The sequence below is a fragment of the Streptomyces sp. NPDC096311 genome, from assembly GCF_044763085.1.
Lineage (GTDB): Bacteria > Actinomycetota > Actinomycetes > Streptomycetales > Streptomycetaceae > Streptomyces.
The window spans coordinates 400,359-422,840 of record NZ_JBIWFN010000005.1 but is presented as its reverse complement, the minus strand read 5'-3'; the positions used below and the strand labels follow the sequence as shown (position 1 = coordinate 422,840).

General features: G+C 70.1%; 15 protein-coding genes. 9 read left to right on the top strand and 6 right to left on the bottom strand.

The genetic code is table 11. The annotated features are described in order from the left end of the window. The first annotated feature begins 132 nt into the window (after positions 1-132). Both ACIRA5_RS16130 and ACIRA5_RS16125 read left to right on the top strand, forming a co-directional pair. The gene (locus ACIRA5_RS16130) at positions 133-1,302 is read left to right on the top strand and encodes an ATP-grasp domain-containing protein (RefSeq protein WP_403691189.1); all 1,170 of its coding nucleotides are present in this window, start codon (positions 133-135) and stop codon (positions 1,300-1,302) included. A gap of 146 nt (positions 1,303-1,448) precedes the next feature. Next, positions 1,449-3,146 (top strand): carbohydrate binding domain-containing protein, encoded by a 1,698-nt coding sequence (locus tag ACIRA5_RS16125; protein WP_403691188.1) that lies wholly within the window; start codon positions 1,449-1,451, stop codon positions 3,144-3,146. Between the two features lie 27 nt (positions 3,147-3,173). On the opposite strand, the gene ACIRA5_RS16120 is transcribed toward ACIRA5_RS16125, so the two are convergent. From ACIRA5_RS16120 to ACIRA5_RS16105, 4 genes are all read right to left on the bottom strand, one after another. Next, positions 3,174-4,058: a sulfotransferase family protein gene (locus ACIRA5_RS16120; protein ID WP_403691186.1), complete on the bottom strand. Its 885-nt coding sequence runs from the start codon at positions 4,056-4,058 to the stop codon at positions 3,174-3,176. Positions 4,059-4,232: 174 nt separating this feature from the next. After that, positions 4,233-7,280: an alpha-mannosidase gene (locus ACIRA5_RS16115; protein ID WP_403691184.1), complete on the bottom strand. Its 3,048-nt coding sequence runs from the start codon at positions 7,278-7,280 to the stop codon at positions 4,233-4,235. A gap of 43 nt (positions 7,281-7,323) precedes the next feature. Further along, a complete protein-coding gene (locus tag ACIRA5_RS16110) occupies positions 7,324-8,661 on the bottom strand; it encodes a 6-phospho-beta-glucosidase (RefSeq protein WP_403691182.1) in 1,338 nt (445 codons plus the stop codon). Beyond that, the gene (locus ACIRA5_RS16105; protein WP_403691181.1) at positions 8,658-9,425 is read right to left on the bottom strand and encodes a DeoR/GlpR family DNA-binding transcription regulator; all 768 of its coding nucleotides are present in this window, start codon (positions 9,423-9,425) and stop codon (positions 8,658-8,660) included. The genes ACIRA5_RS16110 and ACIRA5_RS16105 overlap by 4 nt, the downstream gene beginning before the upstream one ends. A 126-nt stretch (positions 9,426-9,551) precedes the next feature. Here ACIRA5_RS16105 and ACIRA5_RS16100 point away from each other — a divergent pair, with 126 nt between their 5' ends. From ACIRA5_RS16100 to ACIRA5_RS16070, 7 genes are all read left to right on the top strand, one after another. Next, positions 9,552-10,589: a carbohydrate kinase family protein gene (locus ACIRA5_RS16100; RefSeq protein WP_403691179.1), complete on the top strand. Its 1,038-nt coding sequence runs from the start codon at positions 9,552-9,554 to the stop codon at positions 10,587-10,589. 148 nt (positions 10,590-10,737) lie between these two features. Then, a complete protein-coding gene (locus ACIRA5_RS16095; RefSeq protein ID WP_403691177.1) occupies positions 10,738-12,024 on the top strand; it encodes an ABC transporter substrate-binding protein in 1,287 nt (428 codons plus the stop codon). After that, on the top strand, positions 12,024-12,986 hold the full coding sequence (locus tag ACIRA5_RS16090) for a carbohydrate ABC transporter permease (protein WP_403691175.1): 963 nt from the start codon (positions 12,024-12,026) through the stop codon (positions 12,984-12,986). The genes ACIRA5_RS16095 and ACIRA5_RS16090 overlap by 1 nt, the downstream gene beginning before the upstream one ends. Before the next feature lie 60 nt (positions 12,987-13,046). After that, positions 13,047-13,883, top strand: coding sequence for a carbohydrate ABC transporter permease (locus ACIRA5_RS16085; protein ID WP_403691341.1), 837 nt, complete (start codon positions 13,047-13,049; stop codon positions 13,881-13,883). Further along, positions 13,883-16,801 carry a glycoside hydrolase family 2 TIM barrel-domain containing protein gene (locus tag ACIRA5_RS16080; protein ID WP_403691174.1) on the top strand — a complete coding sequence of 973 codons (2,919 nt, stop codon included), beginning with the start codon at positions 13,883-13,885 and terminating at the stop codon, positions 16,799-16,801. Before ACIRA5_RS16085 ends, ACIRA5_RS16080 begins: the two co-directional genes overlap by 1 nt. 106 nt (positions 16,802-16,907) lie before the next feature. Further along, on the top strand, positions 16,908-18,752 hold the full coding sequence (locus ACIRA5_RS16075) for a LamG-like jellyroll fold domain-containing protein (protein WP_403691173.1): 1,845 nt from the start codon (positions 16,908-16,910) through the stop codon (positions 18,750-18,752). A gap of 58 nt (positions 18,753-18,810) precedes the next feature. After that, positions 18,811-20,481, top strand: a complete 1,671-nt coding sequence (locus tag ACIRA5_RS16070) for a histidinol-phosphatase (protein ID WP_403691172.1) — start codon at positions 18,811-18,813, stop codon at positions 20,479-20,481. A gap of 12 nt (positions 20,482-20,493) precedes the next feature. Here the strand turns inward: ACIRA5_RS16070 and ACIRA5_RS16065 are convergent, their stop codons facing one another. Together ACIRA5_RS16065 and menE are read right to left on the bottom strand one after the other, a co-directional pair. After that, the gene (locus tag ACIRA5_RS16065) at positions 20,494-20,949 is read right to left on the bottom strand and encodes a MaoC family dehydratase (protein WP_403691171.1); all 456 of its coding nucleotides are present in this window, start codon (positions 20,947-20,949) and stop codon (positions 20,494-20,496) included. Then, entirely contained in the window at positions 20,946-22,472 is a 1,527-nt protein-coding gene (gene menE / locus ACIRA5_RS16060; protein WP_403691169.1) for an o-succinylbenzoate--CoA ligase, read from the bottom strand. The genes ACIRA5_RS16065 and menE overlap by 4 nt, the downstream gene beginning before the upstream one ends. Positions 22,473-22,482 lie beyond the last annotated feature (10 nt).

Below are 22,482 nucleotides of genomic sequence, written 5' to 3'. Positions count from 1 at the left end.
CGCGCCCCTTATGATCGCCCCAACACAACCGCCACGAACCCTTCTCGGCGTATGGCGGTTTGCTGTTCCTCCCTCTCCCCTGGCCGGGCACGGCCTGCTCCGCCGTGCCCGGAACCCTGAAAGGCGGCCTGCATGGGTTCTCGCGTACGCGTCTGGCTCAACCGCACGTACGCGGAGAACGTGTTCTTCATGGACCAGCTGCGAAGTAATCCGCAGCTCCGCCCGGTCGAGATCCATGCCACCCACGGCGATCCCGACTCCCCCGTGCTCGCCGCCGCCGACACCGCCGCCATGGAGCCGGAGGGCCTCTCCCCCGCCGCCTACGTCGAGTACGCCCTCGACCAGTGCGCGCGCCACTCCATCGACGTGTTCGTGCCGGTGCTGCACCAGGCGGCGATCGTGGCGCACCGCGCCGAGTTCGCGGCGCTCGGTACGGCCCTGCTGGCACCGCCTTCCGAGGCCGTGGCCGTCTTCCTGGACAAGGCCACCGCGTATCAGGCGGTGCAGGCGGTGGGCGTGCCGGTGCCGCCGTGGTGGCGGGTGCGCACCGAGGAGGAGCTCGTCGCCGCGGTCGAGACCCTGGAAGCCGCGGGTCACAAGGCCTGCTTCAAGCCGGCGGCGGGGGCGGGCGGAGTGGGCTTCCGCGTCATCACGCGCGCCCCCTTCTCACTCGCGCACCTCAATGGATTTCCGAGCCCGTACGTGCCGCTCGACCTGGTCGTGGAGGCAGTGCGGTCGGCGGACGAGCCCGTCGACTGGCTGGTCATGCCGCTTCTGGGGCAGCCCGAGGTGTCCGTCGACTGTCTCACGGCCCCGGACGGCCGGGTCCGTATGGCGGTGGGCCGCACGAAGAACGGACGGCGTCGCGGTTTCACGCTGCACCCTTCGTTCATCGAGCCCGCGCGGCTGCTCGCGGAGGCGTTCGGACTGCACTATCTGACGAACATTCAGTTCCGGATGCTCGGTGACGAGCCGGTTCTCATGGACGTCAACACCCGCCCGGCGGGCGGTCTGCACCAGCTCTCGCAGTGCGGCATCAACGCCCCTTGGGCCGCGGTGCGGTTGGCGCTCGGCGAGGAGCCCGGCGAGATGGTGCCACCGCTGCTCGGGCAGGACTACACCGTGCTCGCGGGTCCCCGTCCGGTGCGTCCGGTCTCGCTGCCGCAGCAGCGCACCGACGCGCCCACCCTGCCCGCCGTGCCCGCCCCGGCCCCGGCCACGGAGGCCGCTCCGGTACCGGAGGCGCCCGCCCATGCGTCCAAGGCCTCCAGCGCGACCACGGCAGCCATCGCCCCCGCCTGAGCCTTACGCCCCCTGCCCCCACTCACCGGTCTGGACCAATTCCGCGCAACGCCTTGACAGCGGGATTGGTCCATACCAACTTGGTTGCGCACCTCTCAGCACTCCCGAAGCACTCCCGAACACCCCCATGCCTCAAGGGAGATCGCGTGCACATCAACCTCAGAACAGACCTCAGGCGCTCCAGACATCGCGTCCTCGCGCTGCTCGGCACCGCCGCCCTGGCGCTCGCCGGAGCGGTCGCACTGCCCACCACGGCCCAGGCTGCCAACATCCTGTCCAACCCCGGCTTCGAGTCGGGCAGCCTCTCCCCCTGGTCGTGCACCGGGAACCTCGGCTCGGTCGTCTCCAGCCCCGTGCACGGTGGCTCCAAGGCCCTGGCCGGGGCGGCGAGTTCGAGCGACAACGCCCAGTGCAGCCAGACCGTCTCGGTCCAGCCGAACACCACGTACAGCCTCTCGGGCTGGGTGCGCGGCAGTTACGTCTACCTGGGCGTGGACGGCGGTGCCTCGACGTGGACGACGTCCCCGTCGGCGTACAGCCAACTCAGCGTCTCCTTCACGACCGGCGCCTCGCAGACCAGCGCCAAGATCTACGTCCACGGCTGGTACGCGCAGGGTACCTACTACGCCGACGACATCAGCCTGGACGGTCCGGGCGGCGGAGGCGGCTCCGACACCCAGGCGCCGACCGCGCCGACGAACCTGACCTCCACCGGCAAGACCTCCTCCAGCGTGTCCCTGTCGTGGGGCGCGTCGAGCGACAACGTGGGCGTCACCGCGTACGACATCTACAGCGGCTCGAACCAGGTGCTGAGCGTCTCGGGGACGAGCGCGACGGTCAGCGGTCTTTCGTCGAGCACCGCCTACACGTTCACGGTGAAGGCGCGGGACGCTGCCGGGAACACCTCCGGGGCCTCCAACTCCGTGTCCGTGACCACGGACGCGGGCGGTGGCGGCGGCACCGGCTTCAAGCAGGCGGCACCGTACCTCTACCTCGGCTGGGGCGACCCGCCGAGCGCGACCTCGGTGATGAGCTCGACCGGCGTCAAGTGGTTCACGATGGCGTTCATGCTGGACTCGGGCGGCTGCAATCCCGCCTGGGACGGCAGCAGGGCGCTCACCGGCGGCACCGACCAGACCGTCATCAACCAGATCCGCTCCGCCGGCGGTGACGTCGTCCCGTCGTTCGGCGGCTGGCAGGGCAGCAAGCTCGGGGCCAACTGCTCCTCGGCGAGCGCGCTCGCCGGTGCGCTCCAGAAGGTCATCGACGCCTACGGTCTCAAGGCGATCGACATGGACATCGAGAACACGGACGAGTTCGAGAACGAGGCCGTCCAGGCCAAGATCCTGACCGCGCTGAAGACCGTCAAGGCCAACAACCCGGGCCTCAGGACGATCGTCACCTTCGGCACCTCGACGACCGGACCGACCTACTACGGCAACCGGCTCATCGAACAGGCGCAGTCGCTGAACGCGGGCATCGACGTCTTCACGATCATGCCGTTCGACTTCGGCGGCGGCTCCGACATGTACGGCAACACCGTGGGCGCCGCCGAGGGGCTGAAGGCCAAGCTGAAGTCCACCTTCGGCTGGGACGACGCCACGGCCTACTCCCACATCGGCATCTCCGGCATGAACGGTCTGTCCGACCAGCAGGAGAACACCACCCCGGCGATCTGGTCCCAGATCCGCGACTGGGCGAACTCGCACCACATCGCCCGCCTCGCCTACTGGGCGGTCAACCGTGACCGGCCCTGCCCCGGCGGCGGCGTGGTGAGCAACTGCTCCGGCATCAGCCAGAACAACTGGCAGTTCACCTCCATCACGGCCGGGTTCACCGGCTGAGGCTCCCGGCGTGGGGGTATCCGGCCGTCAGGCGGTCGGGTACCCCCATGCCCGCGCCAACTCGGCGAGCCTGGGCGGGAGTTCGACGGTCGCCTCGGCTGCCTTGGCGGGCTGGATCCGGCCCGACCTGATGGTGTCGCTCCAGTCGCCGAGCTGGGGACGGAAGGCACCATGGTCCTGGCTGCCGTAGTCGAGCATGCCGCTCTCCCAGGGGACACCGAGGTAGTCGCACAGGCCCCGGGTGGTCCGCTCGGGGTCGGCGGTGAGTTCCTCGTACGTGATCACGTGCGCGTCGAGGTTCTGCCGGGCCTCCTCCAGCTTCTCGCTGTAGCCGAGCACCTCCTCGTGGATGGCCTCGTGGTCGGGGTCCGAGCGGCGGTTCGTCAGCGAGGTGATGACCGCGCCGGGATGGCGCAGCAGCACGATGTAGCGGGCGCTGGGCCAACATCGGTGCAGACGGGGCCAGACGAGGGTGTTCGGCGGGGTCTTGTCGACGATGATCCGCTTGCCGCTGCGGGTGAGTTCGAGGTGCAGCAGCCGGTCCCACAGGGCGTGCTCCAGCTCGTCCTTGTCGAGTTCGAGGGCGCGCATGGCCTCCGCGGTGAAGTCCCGGGACAAGTGGACGTGGACGGTGCGCAGATGCATCTCGTGCGGGGCACGGATCTGGCTGTGGCTGTTGAGCAGGACCCGCAGCAGGGTCGAGCCGGAGCGCACGGACGAGAGCACGAAGACGGGCGAGTCCACCAGCCGCGGGGCGGGCGGGGCGACGTACGGCAGGCCGTCGGCGCCCTCGGGGCTCCGGGGCGACGGCACCCCGTCGAGGGTTCGCCGCGGCGGGCGCACCGCCTCCGCCATCAGCCTCCCCCGGCGCTTCAGTCCCTTGCCGATCGCGGACATACGCGGGTCTCGCACCGTGACACCTCTTTCTCGCTGGTCCCCGCATCACAAGGGGGAAGGGCGAACTCCAGGTGTCGCGCAGAAGAAGCGCCGTGGTCACGGCGGGCGCGGAGCCCGCCGTGACCTGGCCTTTTACCCTTTCCTTAATTCTTCATGGGAAGTACCGTCACTTCCCCCGGGACAACGGACTCACGCCTTCGCCACGGCCAGCCGCAGCGTCTGCACCTCGAAGGGGCGCAGCGCGACCGCGACCGCGTTCCCGTCCGTGTCGGCCGTGGTCAGCGGGCGCTCCAGGAGGTCGGTCACCTGGGCCCCCGCCAGCGGGAAGCCGGTGCGCAGGGTGCCGGTGCCGCGACCGCCGCGGGACTCGTAGAGGCGTACGACGACATCGCCCGAGGCGTCGTCGGCGAGCTTGACCGCCTCGATGGTCACGCCCTCCCCGTCCACGGAGACGACGGGCTCGGCCGGACCGGCCGAATCCGCCACCCGCAGCGGCAGGTTGAGCGCGTAGCCCTCCGCGATCGCGTCCTCGATGCTCGCGCCCGGCAGCAGCGCGTAGGTGAAGCGGTGCTTGCCCTGGTCGGCCTCGGGGTCCGGCACGCGCGGGGCGCGCACGAGGGACAGGCGTACGGTCGTGGTCGTACCGCCGTCCTCGCGGACCGTGCGGGAGACGTCGTGGCCGTACGTCGAGTCGTTGATGACCGCGACGCCGTAGCCGGGCTCGGCGATGTGCACCCAGCGGTGGCCGTAGACCTCGAAGCGGGCCGACTCCCAGCTGGTGTTGGTGTGCGTGGGCCGCTGGACATGGCCGAACTGGATCTCCGCGGAGGAGTGCGGGGCCCGGATGTCCACCGGGAAGGCCGCCTTGAGGATCTTCTCCGCCTCGTGCCAGTCGATCTCGGTCTCGACGTCGATCCGGCGGCTGCCGGCCCGCACGGTGATCGTCTGGACGATCCGGGAGCCCTTGCCGAAGGCGCGCTCCACCTTCAGCGCGCCGAGCAGCGGGCCGTCCTCGACGACCGCGACGGACTCGGCGTCGAGCAGGTCCGTGTAGCGGTTCTTGTAGTGCTTGTCGATGTCCCAGGCGTCCCAGTAGTTCGGGAGGTCGCTGTGCAGACGGAGCAGGTTGCCCTTGTCCGCGAGGACCTCGCGGTCGGCCGTCAGGTCGCGTACGGAGGCCAGCGTGCCGTCCTCGGCCAGCTCGACGCGGACCAGGCCGTTGTCGAGGACGCGGCCGTCCACGGTCACCGGCCGCGGGGGCTCCTCCGCGCCCAGCAACGCGCTTCCGCCCGCGGGGACTTCGGCGTACATCGGGATACCGACGGAGGTGCGGACCACCTCGGCGCGGTCGACCGGGCTGGTGTTGAACACCCGGGTCTCGCCCGTGCCCAGCGCGGCAACGGCCTCGGCCGTGATCGCCTCGACCTCCTTCGCCACCCGCGCGTACTCCGCCTCGGCCTCCCGGTGCACCCAGGCGATGGACGAGCCGGGCAGGATGTCGTGGAACTGGTGGAGCAGGACCGTCTTCCAGAGCCGGTCGAGCTTCTCGTACGGGTAGGAGTAGCGCGGCGCGTTCAGTGCGGCGGTGGTCGCCCACAACTCGGCCTCGCGCATGCGGTGTTCGCTGCGCCGGTTGCCCTGCTTGGTGCGGGCCTGCGAGGTGTAGGTGGCGCGGTGCAGCTCCAAGTACAGCTCACCGGACCAGACCTGGTCCGCCGGGATCTCCTCGCGGGCGGTGGCGAAGAAGGCGTCCGGGTGCTCGACCCGGACCTTCGCCGAGCCCTCCAGGCTCGCCAGCCGCCGGGCGCGTTCCATCATCTCGCGGGTGGGGCCGCCACCGCCGTCCCCGTGTCCGAAGGGGGCCAGGGACGTCGTACCTCGGCCCTTGTCCTGGTAGTTGCGGACGGCGTGCGCCATCTCCTTGCCGGAGAACTCGACGTTGTAGGTGTCGACGGGCGGGAAGTGCGTGAAGATGCGGGTGCCGTCGAGGCCCTCCCACCAGAAGCTGTGGTGGGGCAGCTTGTTGGTCTGGTTCCAGGAGAGCTTCTGGGTCAGGAACCAGTCGTTGCCTGCGAGCTTGGCGAGCTGCGGGTAGGCCGCGTTGTAGCCGAAGGAGTCCGGCAGCCAGACGCCCTTGGTCTCGATGCCGAAGTGCTCGATGAAGAACCGCTTGCCGTGGATGAGCTGGCGGGCCAGCGCCTCGCCGCCGGGCAGGTTGCCGTCGGCCTCCACCCACATGCCGCCGACCGGCGCCCAGTTCCCGTCGGCGACGGCCTTCTTGATGCGCTCCCACACGTGCGGGTAGTTGTCGCGCACCCACTCGTACTGCTGGGCCTGCGAGCAGGCGAAGACCAGCTCCTCGTACTCCTCGGCGAGCGCGGTGACGTTCGAGAAGGTGCGGGAGGTCTTGCGCTTGGTCTCGCGGATCGGCCACAGCCAGGCGGAGTCGATGTGCGCGTGACCGGCGGCGGAGAGGGTGTGGGCGCTGGCATGCGCGGGCTTGGCCAGGGTGGGGGCCAGCACCGCGCGGGCGGCGGCGGCCGTCCCGGAGATGTCGTCCAGGTCGAGGGCGTCCATCGCCTGGTCCAGCGCGATCATGATCTCGTGCCGGCGCGGATCGAGCTCGCCCAGCTCCAGCATCAGTTCGCGCAGCACCTGGACGTCGAGGTCGAGGTGCCAGACGTTCTCGTCGAGGACGGCGATGTCAGCGCGCTTGAAGGTGTAGATCGGTTTGTCACCGGCCGTGAGGCGGTCGCCGAGCGGGGTCGGGCCCGCGAAGTCGTTCGCCAGGATGTCGGGGTTGGAGGCCGCCTCGACCAGGTAGTGGATCTCCTCGCCGCCCGTGGCCGGGTGGGCGATCGGCACATACTGGTTCTGCGGGTTGACCGCCTTCAGCGGGACCCCGTCCGGCAGGTGGACGAGCGCCTCGGCCTGGTTGCCGGGCCAGTCGCCCACGAAGCCGAGGTCGAAGACGGCCTCGACGCGCTTGCCCGTCCAGTCCGCGGGAACCGAGCCGCGCATCCGGAACCAGGTGGTGCCCCACGGCGGACCCCAGGGGGTGTCCATCGCGAAGGGCTTGTACGGCGCCGCGGCGGCCTCCGCGAAGGGGACCGGCTCACCGGGCGCCTGCCAGGCCTCGACCTCGAAGGGAACCGAAGCGGCATAGATCGCGGGCTTGATGCGCTGGTCGTGGACGCGTGCGACGCGCTCCTCGATCCGGCGGCGTTCGTCGTGCATGTGAGGTCTCCAGGAGCCAGGAAGCCAAGAAGGGGGTAAGCGCTTACTTAAGGTACGCCAGGCCCGGGTGGACCGAGGTGTACCCCTCGACCAGACGGCGGGCCACGTTCACGGAGTCGACGAGCGGGTGCAGGGCGAAGGCCTTGACGGCGGTCGTGCGCGAGCCGGACTCGGCGGCGGACAGGACCTCGCGCTCCACCGCCTTGACCGAGCAGACCAGTCCGCTGGCGTGGTCGGGCAGCGGGTCGACGGCGACCGGGTGGGCGCCGTTGGCGTCGACTAGGCAGGGCACCTCGATGACGGCCTCCGTGTCGAGCACGCCCAGCGTGCCGCGGTTGCGGACGTTGAGGATGAGCGTGGTGCGCTCGTCGCGGGCGATGGCCCTCATCAGGGCGAGCGCCACCTTCTCGTAGCCGCCGGAGAGGTCGTCGGCGTCGCGTTCGCCCGCGCCCGCCGCGTCCCGGTTCTCCGCCATGTAGGTGGCCTCGCGCTCGGCCCGCGTACGGTCCCAGGCGCCGAGCGCGGCGGTGTCCGGGCGCTTCATCTCGGCGTAGAACTGTTCCTGCTGGTCACGCAGGAACGCGCCGCGGGTCTTCTCCGCCTGCTGGTAGGCCCGGACGGCCTCCCGGTTGAAGTAGTAGTAGTGCAGGTACTCGTTCGGGACGGCGCCCAGGGACTGCAGCCACTCCACGCCGAAGAGCTTGCCTTCCTCGAAGGAGCCGAGCAGCTCGGGGTCGGCGAGCAGCCGCGGCAGCTCGTCGCGGCCCGCGACGCGCAGCCCGCGCACCCAGCCGAGGTGGTTGAGGCCGACGTAGTCGATCCAGGCCTCGCGGGGGTTGGCGCCCAGGACGGTGGCGATGCGGCGGCCGAGGCCGACCGGCGAGTCGCAGATGCCGATGACGCGGTCGCCGAGGTGACGGGACATGGCCTCGGTGACCAGTCCGGCCGGGTTGGTGAAGTTGATGACCCAGGCGTCGGGGGCGAGCCGGGCCACCCGCCGGGCGATGTCCACGGCCACGGGGACCGTGCGCAGGCCGTACGCGATACCGCCGGCGCCGACCGTCTCCTGGCCGAGGACGCCCTCCGCGAGCGCCACCCGCTCGTCCTCGGCACGTCCCTCCAGGCCGCCGACGCGGATCGCGGAGAAGATGAAGTCGGCGCCGCGCAGGGCGTCGTCGAGGTCGGTGGTGAAGGACACCTCGGGGGCGTCCGGCAGGCCCTTCGCCTGCTCGGCCAGCACCCGGGCCACGGCCGTGAGCCGTCCGGCGTCCACGTCGTGCAGCACGACATGGGTGACGCGGCCCTCGGCGCGGTCCCCGAGGAGTGCCCCGTACACGAGCGGCACCCGGAATCCGCCGCCACCCAGAATCGTCAGCTTCACGCCGTTTCCGCCTTTCCTGTCACGACCACTTGCACGCCCGCCTCTTCCAACGACGACCGCGTCGCCGGGTCCAGCGGGCCGTTCGTCACCACCACGTCCAGCTCCTCGGGGCCGCAGACCCGCGCCATCCCCGTACCCGGGAACTTCGCGCGGTCGGCGAGCAGGACGACCTTGTCGCCCGCCTCGATCATGGCCCGCTTGACCGGCACCTCGACGACGGTGGTGTCCATCACCTGCCCGCCGGGCCGTACCCCGCTGGTACCGAGGAACAGCCAGTCGGCGTGCAGTTGTCGCAGGTTGTCCTCGGTGAGGAAGCCGACCAGGGAGCGGTACTCACGGCGGACCATGCCGCCGAGCAGCACCAGCTCTATGCCCTCGTCGTCCACCAGCTCCTCGTAGACCACCAGGTTGCTGGTGATCACGGTGATCCGGCGGCCGTGCAGCTGCCGGGCCAGCCGGTAGGCGGTGGTGCCGATGTCCAGCAGGACGGACTGGCCGTCCTCGACCATCGAGGCGGCGCGCTCCGCGATGGCGTCCTTCTCGGCCACGCGGACCTCGGCGACCTCGGCGAAGGGCTGGTCGCCCTCCTCCACGACCGCCCCGCCGTGCACCCGCGTGAGCAGGCCTTCCTCCTCCAGTCTCAGCAGGTCACGGCGGACCGTGGCGGGGCTCACGCCCAGCTGTTCGGAGAGATCGGTCACGGCTGCGGGCCCGCCGGAGCGCAGGGCCCGCAGGATGAGTTGATGTCGTCGCTCTGCCAGCACCCTGTGAACAGTACTCGTCATTCCCAATCATTTCTATGCTCAGTTCTGCTCGACTCTTGCCAAATTGGCCAGAGACGCGCACGATCCTGTGCACCGCTTGCAGACTTTTGACGAGAGGATGTGCTCGTGGGTGACGAACGGCCCGATGTGATGCTGACCGGGCTGCTCTTCTACGACCTCGTTCTCACCGGACTGGGGAAGCCGCCGACGGCCGGCGAGGAGATCTGGACCGAGGGAATGGGCGTGAGCCCCGGCGGCATCGCCAACCTGGCGGTCGCGGCCTCCCGGTTCGGCCTGCGCACCTCCCTGGCCACGGTCTTCGGCGACGACTACTACGGCGCGTACTGCCGTGAGGTCCTCGCCGGCCAGGAGGGCATCGACCTCTCCCTGTCCCGCACCGCGGACGGCTGGCACACTCCCGTCACCGTCTCGCTGGCCCACGGCAACGACCGGGCCCTGGTCACCCACGGCCAGGAACCGCCGTACTCGCAGGACGAGCTGATGGGCGACCCGCCCGAGGCGCGCACCGCCCTCGTGCACATCGAGGCCGAACCGCGCGCCTGGCTCGCCAAGGCCGCCGCGGCCGGCACGCAGATCTACGCGGATGTCGGCTGGGACCCCACACAACAGTGGTCACGGGACCTCCTCGACCAGCTCTCCCTGTGCCACGCCTTCCTCCCGAACGAGACGGAGGCGATGGCGTACACGCGCACCGAGAGCGCGGTCGCGGCCCTGGGCACGCTGACCGAGCTGGTGCCGGTCGCCGTGGTCACCCGGGGCGGCGACGGCGCGGTCGCGGTGGACCAGACGACGGGCGAGTACGCGGAGGTGCCCGCCCTCCCCGTCGACGTCCTGGACGCGACCGGTGCCGGAGACGTCTTCGGCGCGAGCTTCGTCGCCGCCTCGCTCGGCGGCTGGCCGCTGGAGGAACGGCTGCGCTTCGCGGTGCTGGCCGCGGGCCTGTCCGTACAGCGGCACGGCGGTGCGCTGGCCGCGCCCGGCTGGTACGGCGTCCACCGCTGGTGGCAGACGCTCGAAGACCGTGAGCTGCGGCGTGCGTACGGCTTCCTGGCCGACCGCGTCCCGGCGGACCCGGGCCCGCCCGTCCGTCCCGCCCCCGTGACCCCGCCCGACGCCACGCGTCGGCCGGGCGCACCCCGATGACCCCACACGCAACACCCCGTAAGACCCCCCGCATGACACGCACGACGCGCATGACCCCACGCATCGCAACGCGAAACACCCCACGCACGACCCCCTGCAAGACCCCACGTACGCGAAGACCGAAAAGATCCGAAAGGCGGTGGGAGCTGTGCGGCTCTCACGAAGGGGCCTGCTGCGCGCCGGCCTGGCCGGTACGGCCGCCACGGCGCTGGGCGGCCTGGCGACCGGCTGCGGCGTTCCGACCGGCTCGACCGGCCGCAACATGGTCCTGTGGTACTGGAGCGGCGGGCTGAGCCCGAAGGTCGTCCAGGACGCCAAGGCCCGCTACGACAGCGCGGTGAATCTGCAGGCCATCCAGATCGGCGGCTACTACCGCTCGAAGCTGATGACCACGATGACCGGACGCGCCCACATCCCGGACATCGCCGGGCTCAAGGGCGAGGACATGGCCTCGTATCTGCCCAACTCCGACCAGTTCGTGGACCTGCGCACGCTCGGTGCCGAGAAACTGAAGGACCAGTACCTGCCCTGGAAGTGGGATCAGGGCATCGCCCCGGACGGTTCGATGGTGGGCTTCCCGATCGACTGCGGTCCGGTCGCGCACTACTACCAGCCCGCCGTCTTCCAGAAGGCCGGACTGGCCTACGAGCCCGAGGACGTCTCCAAGGAGCTGGCCACCTGGGACCAGTTCTTCGCGGCCGGCGAACAGCTGAAGAAGCGCCTCCCGGGCACGTTCATCCTGACCGACGCGCTCAGCGTCTTCGGCATCTCGGTCAACCAGACGACGAAGCGGTTCGTCGACAAGGACCGGCACTTCATCGGGGACCAGGAGCATGTGCGCACCGCCTGGGACCGTTCCGTCGAGGCCACCCGTCGCGGACTGGTCTCGAAGATCATCAACGGTACGGCCGACAACACCTCGGCCACCGAGCGGGGTCTGCTGCCCAGCCAGCTGAACGCCTCCTGGGCGGCCGGCGACATCAAGCTCAACGTGCCGAAGACCAAGGGCAAGTGGCGGGTGGCCGCGTGTCCGGGCGGTCCCTCGAACATCGGCGGCTCGTTCCTCGCGATCACCAAGGCGTGCCGGGAATCCGAGAAGGCCTTCGAGATGATCACCTGGATGCTCGACGCGAGCAACCAGGCCCAGGGCTTCGTCGACTCGGTGCTCTTCCCCTCGACCCCGGCGTCCTACGCGATGAAGAAGCTGCGCGAACCCGACGCCTTCTTCGGCGACCAGATCACCATGGACGTCTTCGGTCCGGCGGCGCAGAACATCCCGGTCGCCTTCAACAGCCCGTACGACGTCGCGCTGAGCACCCCGATCAACGACGAGCTGCGGAACTTCTCGGTCCTCGGCAAGGACCCGGACAAGGCCTGGAGGGACGCCATGAGCAAGTGCCGGCGCATCGCGGACCACCTGGGGGTGAGTTACTGATGGCTACCGCACCCGTGGTCGACACGCCCCCCGCGGCCCTCGCCGAGCCCCCCGTCACCCACCCCAAGAAGGGCATCCTCAGCTACTGGCGGCTGTACGCCGCGATCTCCCCCTTCTATCTGCTGTTCCTCGCCTTCGGTCTGATCCCGGTCGGCTTCTCGCTCTATCTGTCGTTCCACCGCTGGGACGGCCTCGGCTCGATGGAGTTCGCGGGGCTCTCGCAGTACCGCTATCTGCTGTCGGACACCCAGTTCTGGACCTCGATCGGGAACACGATCATCATCTGGGCGCTGGCCACCTTCCCGATGATCTTCCTGGCGATGGTCACGGCCGTGATGCTCAACTCGGCCGTCCGCTTCAAGAACCTCTACCGGTTCGCCTACTTCCTGCCGAACGTCACCTCGATCGTCGCGGTCGCGATCATCTTCGGCTCGGTCTTCTCCACCAACTTCGGTCTGGCCAACGCCTTGCTCCAGGCGGTCGGCCTCGACCAGGTGGCGTGGCTGAACACTCCCTGGGGCATCAAGGTCGCCATCGCCACGCTGATGACCTGGCAGTGGACCGGCTACAACGCGATCATCTTCCTCGCGGGGCTCCAGACGATCCCGGGCGAGCTGTACGAGGCGGCGCGGGTGGACGGCGCCGGACCCATCCAGACCTTCTTCCGGATCACGCTGCCGCTAATGCGTCCGGTGCTGCTGTTCGTGCTCATCATCTCGACGGTCACGGGCCTGCAGACCTTCTCCGAACCGCAGGTGCTGCTGCAGACCACGGACAACAACTCGTCGTTCGCGGGCGGCCCCGGCCACTCCGGCCAGACCATGGTCCTCTACTTCTTCCAGCAGACCTTCGACAACAACGACTTCGGTTACGGCGCCGCCGTGGCCTGGGGCATCTTCCTCGTCGTCATCATCTTCTCGATCATCAACTGGCGCCTGGTGCAGCGCCGGGGCGAAGACTAGGGAGGCCCCACCATGGCAATCCTCAAGGGTTCATCGGCCTCCGTGAAGGGGGCGGGGCGCATGTCGACCATCAAGGGGTCACGGCGCCGGGGCATCGGCCTCCACCTCTCCCTGATCTTCGGTCTGCTGCTCTCGGTCTTCCCGTTCTACTGGGCCGTGATCATGTCGACGCACTCGTCGACGGAGATCTTCTCCTACCCGCCGAAGCTGCTGCCCGGCTCGCACTTCCTCGAGAACGTCCGCAACCTCTTCGACAACGTCGACTTCTTCGGGTCGATGTTCAACTCGCTGCTGGTCGCGTGCTCGGTGACCGTCCTGGTCCTGTTCTTCGACTCGCTGGCCGCGTTCGTGTTCGCCAAGTTCCAGTTCCCGGGCCGCCGGGTGCTGTTCGCGCTGATGATGGTCATCTTCATGGTCCCGGCGCAGCTCCAGGCGATCCCCCAGTTCGTGATCATGGCGAAGCTGGGCTGGATCGGCTCGATGACCGCGCTGATCGTCCCGGCGGCGGCCAACGCCTTCGGCATCTTCTGGATGCGCCAGTACATGAAGAGCGCGATCCACGACGAGCTGATCGACGCCTCCAAGCTGGACGGGGCGGGCTTCCTGCGCCAGTACTGGCACGTGGCGCTCCCGGTGGTCCGGCCGGGCCTCGCCTTCCTCGGCATCTTCACCTTCATGGGCCAGTGGAACGACTACGCCTGGCCGCTGATCGCCCTCACCAACCCGGACAACGTGACCCTCCAGGTCGCGCTCTCCCAGCTGAACGGTGTCCACGGCACCACCGACTACGGAATGGTCATGACCGGCGCGCTTCTCGCCCTCGTCCCCCTGCTGATCGTCTTCGCGATCGGCGCCAAGCAGATCATCGCGGACCTCGGCAAGGGGGCCATCCGCTGATGAAGGACCCGCTGCTCGCGCTCCGCCCCTGGGAGTCACCTGAGGTGACCTCCTGGGGGCGGTTGCCCATGAACGCCGTCGACCGCCGGGCCGGTGCCCTGTCACTGGACGGCGCCTGGCGCTTCCAACTGCTTCCCACGCCCACCTCGGACCCGGGTCCCGCCTGGTCCTCGCTCCAGGTGCCCGGCACCTGGACCACCCAGGACACCGACGACCTGCCGCAGTACACCAACTTCCGGATGCCTTGGGGCGAGTTCCCGCCCACCTCGCCGGACGCGAATCCGACGGGCGTGTACGAGCGTGAGGTGGACGTCCCCGCCGCGTGGGCCGGCCGCCGGATCGTGCTCCAGGTCGGCGCCGCCGAGAGCGTGCTGCTGGTCCATGTGAACGGGCGGCCCGTCGGCGTGTCCAAGGACGCGCACCTCGCGGCCGAGTTCGACCTCTCCGACGTCGTACGACCCGCGGAGCGCGCCTCGCTGCGGCTCACCGTCGTCAAGTGGTCGGACGCCTCGCACCTCGAGGACCAGGACCAGTGGTGGCACGCCGGGATCACCCGCTCGGTGCTGCTGTACGCGACCGATCCGCTGCGACTGGCCGACGTGACCGTACGGACGCGGTGCGACGGCGGCCTGCGGGTCGACTGCCAGGTGCGGGACGCCGGGGGCGCGCTGCCGGAGGGCTGGTACGTCACCGGGGAGCTGGACGGCCAGCTGCTCACCCAGGACGCCGAGTACGAGCGGTTCAAGGAGGAGGACGGCCGGGTCTCCGACTTCCTCGGCGAGGCCCGTCTCACCACGGTCGTCCAGGGCATCCGCGCCTGGACCGCCGAGACGCCCGAGCTGTACGACCTGACCGTACGGCTGCACCGCGCCGACGGCTCGGTCGCCGACACCTCGCACCACCGCGTGGGCTTCCGCGAGGTCGAGATCCGCGGCCGGGACCTGCTCCTCAACGGCGAGCGGGTCTACATCCGGGGCGTCAACCGGCACGACTTCCACCCGCTGACGGGCCGGACGGTGTCGTACGACGACATGCGCGCCGATCTGGTGACGCTGAAGCGCTTCGGCTTCAACGCGATCCGCACCGCCCACTATCCGAACGACCCGACCCTGCTCGACCTCGCGGACGAGCTCGGCTTCTACGTCGTGGACGAGGCGAACATCGAGGCGCACGACCACGCGCACGAGATCGCCGACGACCCCCGCTACCTCGGCGCCTTCGTGGACCGCGTCTCCCGTATGGTCCTGCGCGACAAGAACCACCCTTCGGTGATCATCTGGTCACTCGGCAACGAGTCCGACTACGGCGCCAACCACGACGCCGCCGCGGGCTGGCTGCGCCGCCACGACCCGTCCCGGCCCCTCCAGTACGAGGGCGCGGCGAAGCTCGGCTGGGCCGACCCGAAGGTCGCCTCCGACATCGCCTGCCCCATGTACGCCTCGCTCGAGGATTGTGTCGCGCACGCCCTCTCCGGGGAGCAGACCAAGCCGCTCATCCAGTGCGAGTACTCGCACGCCATGGGCAACAGCAACGGCACGCTGGCCGACCACTGGGCCGCCATCGAGTCAACCCCAGGGCTTCAGGGCGGTTTCATCTGGGAGTTCTGGGACCACGGCATTCTTCAACGCGTGAACGACGGAAGACCGGCCGGGCGCGGTGGCGCCGGGCTGTATGACAACGGTGTCGCCGCGCCGGGCCACCGCTGGGCCTACGGCGGCGACTTCGGCGAGACGATCCACGACGGCGCCTTCGTGGCCGACGGGGTCGTCTTCCCCGACCGCACGCCCAAGCCGGTGATGTACGAGCACCGGGAGATCGCGGCGCCGGTGCGCCTCGCGTACGTCGGGGGCGAGCTGCGGCTCACCAACCACCAGCACTTCCGGGGCCTCGAGTGGCTGACCGCCGAGTGGGAGCTGTCCCTCGCGGAGGGCGGCATGCTGACGGCTCCGGCCGAACTGCCCGGCGTAGGGGCGGGCGAATCGGTGGCCGTGCCGATGCCGTTCACGCTGCCGGAGGACGGCGGCGAGGCCTGGCTGACGCTGCGGGTGACCACGGCGGACGACGAGGCGTGGGCACCGCGCGGCACGGAGGTGTGTGTGCCTCAGGTGCGGCTCAGGGCGGCCACCCCCGTGGGCTCTGCCGCCACTGCGGACTCCCCTGTCGAGGTCGACGAGGACGGGCTGCTCGTCCATCCGCTGCTCACCGCGGCCCCCGTGCTGTCGCTGTGGCGGACACCGACCGACAACGACGAGCTCGGCGGCATGGCGGTGCGCTGGCGGGCCTGGGGGCTCGACGCGCTGGAGCGCAAGCTCGTCGACGTACGCCGCGAGGACGCGAGCGTCACCGTGGTCGCCGAGTACGCGACCCCGGCGGGCGCCGTACGTCACGAGCAGGTGTTCACCCGTGTCGAGGGCGGGGTGCGGATCGAGGAGACCGCACAGTTGCCGGCCGCGCTCGACGACGTACCGCGGGTGGGCTCGGTCTTCGAGACGGTCGCCGGGCTCGACGTCCTGGAGTGGTTCGGGCAGGGCCCCTGGGAGTCCTACCCGGACCGGAGCACCGGCGCGCCGGTGGGCCACCACTCCCTCCCCGTGGACGAGTTGTTCACCCCCTATCTGCGTCCGCAGGAGAGCGGCGGGCGGCACGGTGTACGCCGCTTCACGCTCTCGGCGCCGGACGCCACGGGCTTCGCGGTCGCGCTCGACGAGCCGCGCCAGGTGACCGTGACCCGCTACCGGGCCGCGGATCTGGCGGCCGCCACCCATCACGACGAGCTGGTGGCGCGGCCCGGCTGCGTAGTGCACCTCGACGCCGTGCACCGCGGGGTGGGCACGGCCTCGTGCGGACCCGACACCTCGCCCGGCTACCTCGGCCCGGCCGGCACCCACCGCTGGTCCTGGACGCTGCGCGTGCTCTGACGCGCGCGGCGCCGCCCCTCCCACCGGCTCGACCCGTTTCGACTGACTCGACGCTCGACCTGACTCGAACTCCTCACTGACCTTTTCGCACCTTCATGGAGCAGACGTGTGTACTTCGCATGACCAGGCGACGGAGGCCGAGCAGGCCGGCGCCGGCAGACGCAACTTCCTGCGGGCCACGGCCCTGATCGGCGCGGCGGCCACCACCTCGGTCGCCCTGCCCGCGGTGACGGCACAGGCGGCGACGCGTGAGGCGAACTGGCGGCCCGACGCCGACAGCCGCCGCTTCACGCTCGCCGTCATGCCCGACACGCAGTACCTCTTCGACGGGCCGAGCATCAACCCCGCGCCGATCGAGGCCTCGCTACGCTATCTCCTGGAGCACGGCAAGGACGAGAACATCGTCTTCCTCTCGCACCTGGGCGACCTCACCCAGAACGGGGCGCAGCCCGAATTCGCCGCCGCGGGCAAGGCGTTCGAGCTGCTGGACCGGCGCGGCGTCGGCTACAGCGTGCTCGCGGGCAACCACGACATCAGGTCGTCCACGGACGACCAGCGGGGCTCGACCCCCTACCTGGACATCTTCGGCCCGCAGCGCTTCCGGAACAAGCGCACCTTCGGCGGCGCCTCGCCGGACGGCTACAACACCTTCCACCTGTTCAGGGCGGCGGGCATGGAGTGGCTCGTCCTCGCCCTGGACTGGCGGCTGTCGGCGCAGGGCTACGCGTGGGCGAAGGACGTCATCGCCCGGCACCCCAGGACGCCGGTCATCCTCACCACGCACGAGCTGGTCGTGGACGACGACACCCTGTCCTCGTACGGGCAGCAGCTCTGGGACCAGCTGATCCACGACCACGACCAGATCTTCCTGACCCTGAACGGGCACTACTGGCCCGCCGCCCGCGCCACCCGCACCAACGCGGCCGGACACGACGTCCACCTGCACCTGACGAACTACCAGAACCGCTACTACGGCGGCGCGGCGATGATCCGCCTCTACCGCTTCGACCTCGACCGCAACACCATCGACGTCGAGACCATCTCGCCGTGGATCCTGGGCCGGGCGGCCAAGGGCCTCAACGAGCTGGAGCGGCAGGAGATCGAACTCAGCGGTGACGCGGACCGGTTCTCGGTCGCCGTCGACTTCGAGGACCGCTTCGCGGGATTCGCGCCGGTGCCCGCCCGCCCGGCGCGCCCGGTGTCCGAGATGCTGGTCCGGGGCACTCTCGCGTACTGGCGCTTCGACGGGCACGCGGACGGTACGGCGGCCGAGGGCACGGTGCGCGACCGGTCCGGGCACGGCAACGATCTGACCGTGGTCAAGGTCGGCGACAGCGCCCTCACCTGGTCCTCCGCCCACCACCCCGACCAGCCGGGTCACGGCAGCCTCTTCTTCCAGGGCGGCAAGCCCCCGCTGAAGGGCGCGTATCTGCGCACGGTCGACGGGGCGCCCCTCAACTCGGCCACCTTCAAGCGTGGTTACACCATCGAGGCCTTCTACCAGCTCCCCGCCGACTGGGACGCCTCGCACCACGCCTGGGCCTCGCTGGTCAGCCGTACCGGCACGGGCGGTGGCGCGGGCAAGACCGCCGACGACCCGGACGAGCCGCTCGTCACGCTCTCCCTCTCCGACGGGCCCGGCCCGCAGTGGGCCGTCCGGCCGCTCAACCAGCAGGGCATCGTCACCAACTGGGGCGACGAGACGGCCCGCGAGCAGTGGTGGCACGTCGCCGTCGTCAACGACGGCTCGCACACCACGATGTACGTCCAGGGCTGCCCGGTCGCCCGCAACCCGCACACCGTCGCGGTCGGTCTCACCTCGCTCGGGCTGCCCTGGCTGCTCGGCGGCTACGAGTACGCGGGCAAGATCGACCAGATCCTGCACGGACGGCTCGGCGACGTACGGATCGTCGAACGGGCGCTGTCCGTCGCGCAGTTCATGAACCACTGAGCCGTCTCGGCCACCGGTGACCCGAAGATCTTCCGACTCCCCGAGGGAGAAGTTCCGCATGTCCGAGCAGCAACTGCCCGCCTGGGCCGATCCATCCGTCTCCCCCGCCGCACTGGACCCGCAGGGCGTGTCACGGCGCGGGCTGCTGCGCAGCGCCGGCCTGTTCGGGGCTGCCTTCGCGGTGGGCTCGCTCGCCACCCCCGCGGCGGCCGACTCCCGGCGCCTCGGCGGCGACGACCCGCGCCTCGCCTATCTCGTCGGCGACCACCACATCCACTCCGTGTACAGCCACGACGCGAAGTACACGTTCTCCCAGCTCGCCCAGGCGAGCGCCAAGTACGGCCTGGACTGGATGGTCTTCAACGAGCACGCCAACTTCGGGCACGCCGACCACGGCGCCCAGCTGGAGCACCAGGAGATCCTGAAGGCGCGCGCCGAGAACCCGCGTCAGCTGATCTTCCAGGGTCTGGAGTGGTACATACCGGGCGCCGAGCACGCCACGGTCTTCGCGGCGCCCGGCCGGCACGAGGTGGATCTGCTCACGAAGTTCGAACTCGCCTACGACGGCAAGCTGCTGGGCTACACGGCGGGCTCGCCGACCAGCCCCGACACGGCCCGCAACGAGGCCCACGCGGTCAAGGCCATCAAGTGGCTCGCGGAGCAGCGCCGCACCGGTTACGTCGACGACGTGCTCGTCCTCGCCAACCACCCCACGCGCCTGGGCATCGACTCCCCGCACGAGATGCGGAACTGGCGGGACGCGGCGCCCGAGATCATGATCGGCATGGAGGGAGCGCCCGGTGCCCAGGGCGGCGGCATCCCCGGCTGGGTCGGCTCGGGCCAGCAGCGCGGCGAGTACACCAACAAGCCGTCCGCGGACTCCTTCGCCGGGTACCCGGAGAACGCGTACGTGCTGTACGGCGGCTTCGACTGGATGACGGCGACCGTCGGCGGCATGTGGGACGCGATGCTCGCCGAGGGCAGGCTGTTCACCATCACCACCAACTCCGACGTACACCGCGTCGTCTTCGACACCTGGAAGAACGGCGACTGGGCACCGGGGCAGAACTTCGACAACACCGGGCACGTTCCCGACCCGGTGAACACCGACTCGCCCCAGCCGGGCGGCGACTTCTGGCCCGGCCAGTTCAGCCGCACCCACGTGGGCGTGACCCGCTACGGCTACCGCGCCGTGATGGCGGGCCTGCGCGCGGGCCGCGTCTGGCTCGACCACGGGCACCTGCTCGACGGGCTCGACGTCCGGGTGAAGCGGGACTGCGACCACGGTCCGGGTGTGACCATGGGCGGCCGGATCCGCGTCCGCAAGGGCGAGAAGCTCACCCTGTCGGTCACCGTGACGACCGCCTCGCGCGCCAACCCCCACGGAATCCTGCCGGAGTTGGCGCACGTCGACGTGATCCGTGGCGCGGTGCGCGGCCCGGCCGCCGACCGCGACGACTGGCGCGCGCCCGACACCAGGGTCGTCCGCACGGTGGACGTGAGTGGCCGCAAGGGCACGTACACCCTGCGCATCCCGCTGGTCGCCGGCGACGAGTCCTTCTACGTCCGGCTGCGCGGCAGCGACGGCAACCGCAACGGTACGGGCTACCTGGGCGCCTCGATCGACCCGCACGGCCCGATTCCGCACGTGCCCGGAAACGGTGACCCGTGGGTCGACACGTGGTTCTACGCGAACCCCGTGTTCGTCGACGTGGTGGGCGGCCGGTAGGGAGAGCAGCCGTCAGGCGTAGAAGCGCGACAGGCTCTGGAGGACGGCGGCGGGCTTCTGGCCGCCGTCGATCTCTATCGTCCCGTCGACGGCGATCTGCACCCCGCCCGGCACGTCCTCGACCGAGGCGAGCCTCGCGACCAGCCGGATGCGCGAGCCGGCCTTCACCGGCGCGGGGAAACGCACCTTGTTCAGACCGTAGTTGACCTTCGTCGACACGCCTTCGACCTCCAGCAGCCCGGTGACGAGCGGGATGAAGAGGGAGAGGGTCAGATAGCCGTGCGCGATGGGAGCGCCGAAGGGGCCCTCGGCCGCCTTCTGCGGGTCGGTGTGGATCCACTGGTGGTCGCCGGTGGCGTCGGCGAAGGTGTTGATCCGCTCCTGGGTGACTTCGATCCACTCGCTGGTGCCGAGGTCGCCGCCGGCGAGCTTCTTGAGTTCGTCGAGACCGTTCACGGTGATGCTCATGTGCACTTCCTTGCTGACGAGTCGGTGGTGCCGTACCGCGTGCGGACACGGGCTTTGAGGAGCTTTCCGGAGGCGGTGCGCGGGAGTTCGTCCACGACGACCACCGACTTCGGGATCTTGTACTTGGCGAGGTGTCCGGCGAGCGAGGCGAGGACCTCGTCCGGGTCGAGTTCGACGCCCTCGCGGGGGACGACGACCGCGCGCGGCACCTCGCCCCACTTGTCGTCGGCGACTCCGATGACGGCGCACTCGACGATGCCGGGGTGGCCGAGGAGCAGGTCCTCGATCTCGGCGGGGTAGATGTTCTCGCCACCCGAGATGATCATGTCCTTGATGCGGTCGACGATGAAGACATAGCCGTCCTCGTCGACCCGGGCGGCGTCCCCGCTGCGGAACCAGCCGTCGGCGAACACCGCGGCCGTCTCGTCGGGCAGCCCCCAGTAGCCGGGCATGACGTGCGGCCCGCGGACGACCACCTCACCCGTCTCCCCGATGCCGACCGGCGTGAAGTCAGGCCGTACGACCCGGACATCGCTGAAGAAGTGCGGCACTCCCGCCGAGCCCGCCTTGCCGACGGCGTGTTCCGCGTCCAGGAAGAGGGTGCCGGGCGAGGCCTCGGTCATGCCGTAGCCCTGGAGGAAAGTGAGCCCGCGCTCCTGGTAGGCGGCGATGAGCGGGGTCGGTACGGGTGAGCCGCCGCAGGTGAGGATGCGCAACGAGGACAGGTCGGCCTCGGCCCACCGGGGATGCCGGGCCACCTGGTCGAACATCGTCGGCACCCCGAACATGAAGGTGATCCGGTGCCGTTCGATCAGGTCGAGGGTGGCCGCCGGGTCGAAGGACTCGGCCAGGACGCAGGTGCCGCCCTTGAGCAGCACCGGCAGGGTCAGCATGTTCAACCCTGCCGTGTGGAACAACGGGGCCGAGACCAGGGCGCGGTCGTCGGCGATCAGGTCGTGGTCGACGAGGACGTTGACCGCGTTCCAGGTCAGATTGCCGTGGGTGAGCATCGCGCCCTTGGGGCGGCCCGTCGTGCCCGAGGTGTACATGATGATGCACATGTCCTCGGCGGTGACGGGCTGGTCGATCGGTTCCTCGGCGGCCTGGTCGATCAACTCCTCGTACTGGGAGCCGACTTCGACGAACGTCCGGACGTGCGCGTTGCCCGGCAGCCCCGCGACGAGTCCGGCCAGCGAGGGCGCGTACACAAGGGCCTTGGCGCCCGAGTCACTGAGCTGGTAGGCGATCTCTGGTCCGGCGAGGCGGGGGTTGAGCGGCACGAAGACCGCGCCGAGCGTGCCCGCCGCGAAGAGGGTTTCGAGGTAGGAGGGGTGGTTGGGGCCGAGATAGGCGATGCGGTCGCCGCGGCGCAGGCCGAGCGCGCGCAGCGCGTGGGCGAGACGGGTGGTGCGGGCGTACAGCTCGGCATAGCTGACGGTGGTGTCGCCGTGGATCAGGGCGGTGCGGTGCGGGGTCTTGCGGGCCCGGCGTGCGGGCCACGACCCCAGTCCCTCATTGCGCATCTGTGGCCCC

Excerpts from the sequence above, each read along its gene's own strand:
- ACIRA5_RS16130 (WP_403691189.1), top strand. The coding sequence starts at position 133 with ATGGGTTCTCGCGTACGCGTCTGGCTCAACCGCACGTACGCGGAGAAC.
- ACIRA5_RS16115 (WP_403691184.1), bottom strand. The coding sequence starts at position 7,280 with ATGCACGACGAACGCCGCCGGATCGAGGAGCGCGTCGCACGCGTCCAC.
- ACIRA5_RS16090 (WP_403691175.1), top strand. The coding sequence starts at position 12,024 with ATGGCTACCGCACCCGTGGTCGACACGCCCCCCGCGGCCCTCGCCGAG.
- ACIRA5_RS16085 (WP_403691341.1), top strand. The coding sequence starts at position 13,047 with ATGTCGACCATCAAGGGGTCACGGCGCCGGGGCATCGGCCTCCACCTC.
- ACIRA5_RS16080 (WP_403691174.1), top strand. The coding sequence starts at position 13,883 with ATGAAGGACCCGCTGCTCGCGCTCCGCCCCTGGGAGTCACCTGAGGTG.
- ACIRA5_RS16070 (WP_403691172.1), top strand. The coding sequence starts at position 18,811 with ATGTCCGAGCAGCAACTGCCCGCCTGGGCCGATCCATCCGTCTCCCCC.
- ACIRA5_RS16065 (WP_403691171.1), bottom strand. The coding sequence starts at position 20,949 with ATGAGCATCACCGTGAACGGTCTCGACGAACTCAAGAAGCTCGCCGGC.
- menE (WP_403691169.1), bottom strand. The coding sequence starts at position 22,472 with ATGCGCAATGAGGGACTGGGGTCGTGGCCCGCACGCCGGGCCCGCAAG.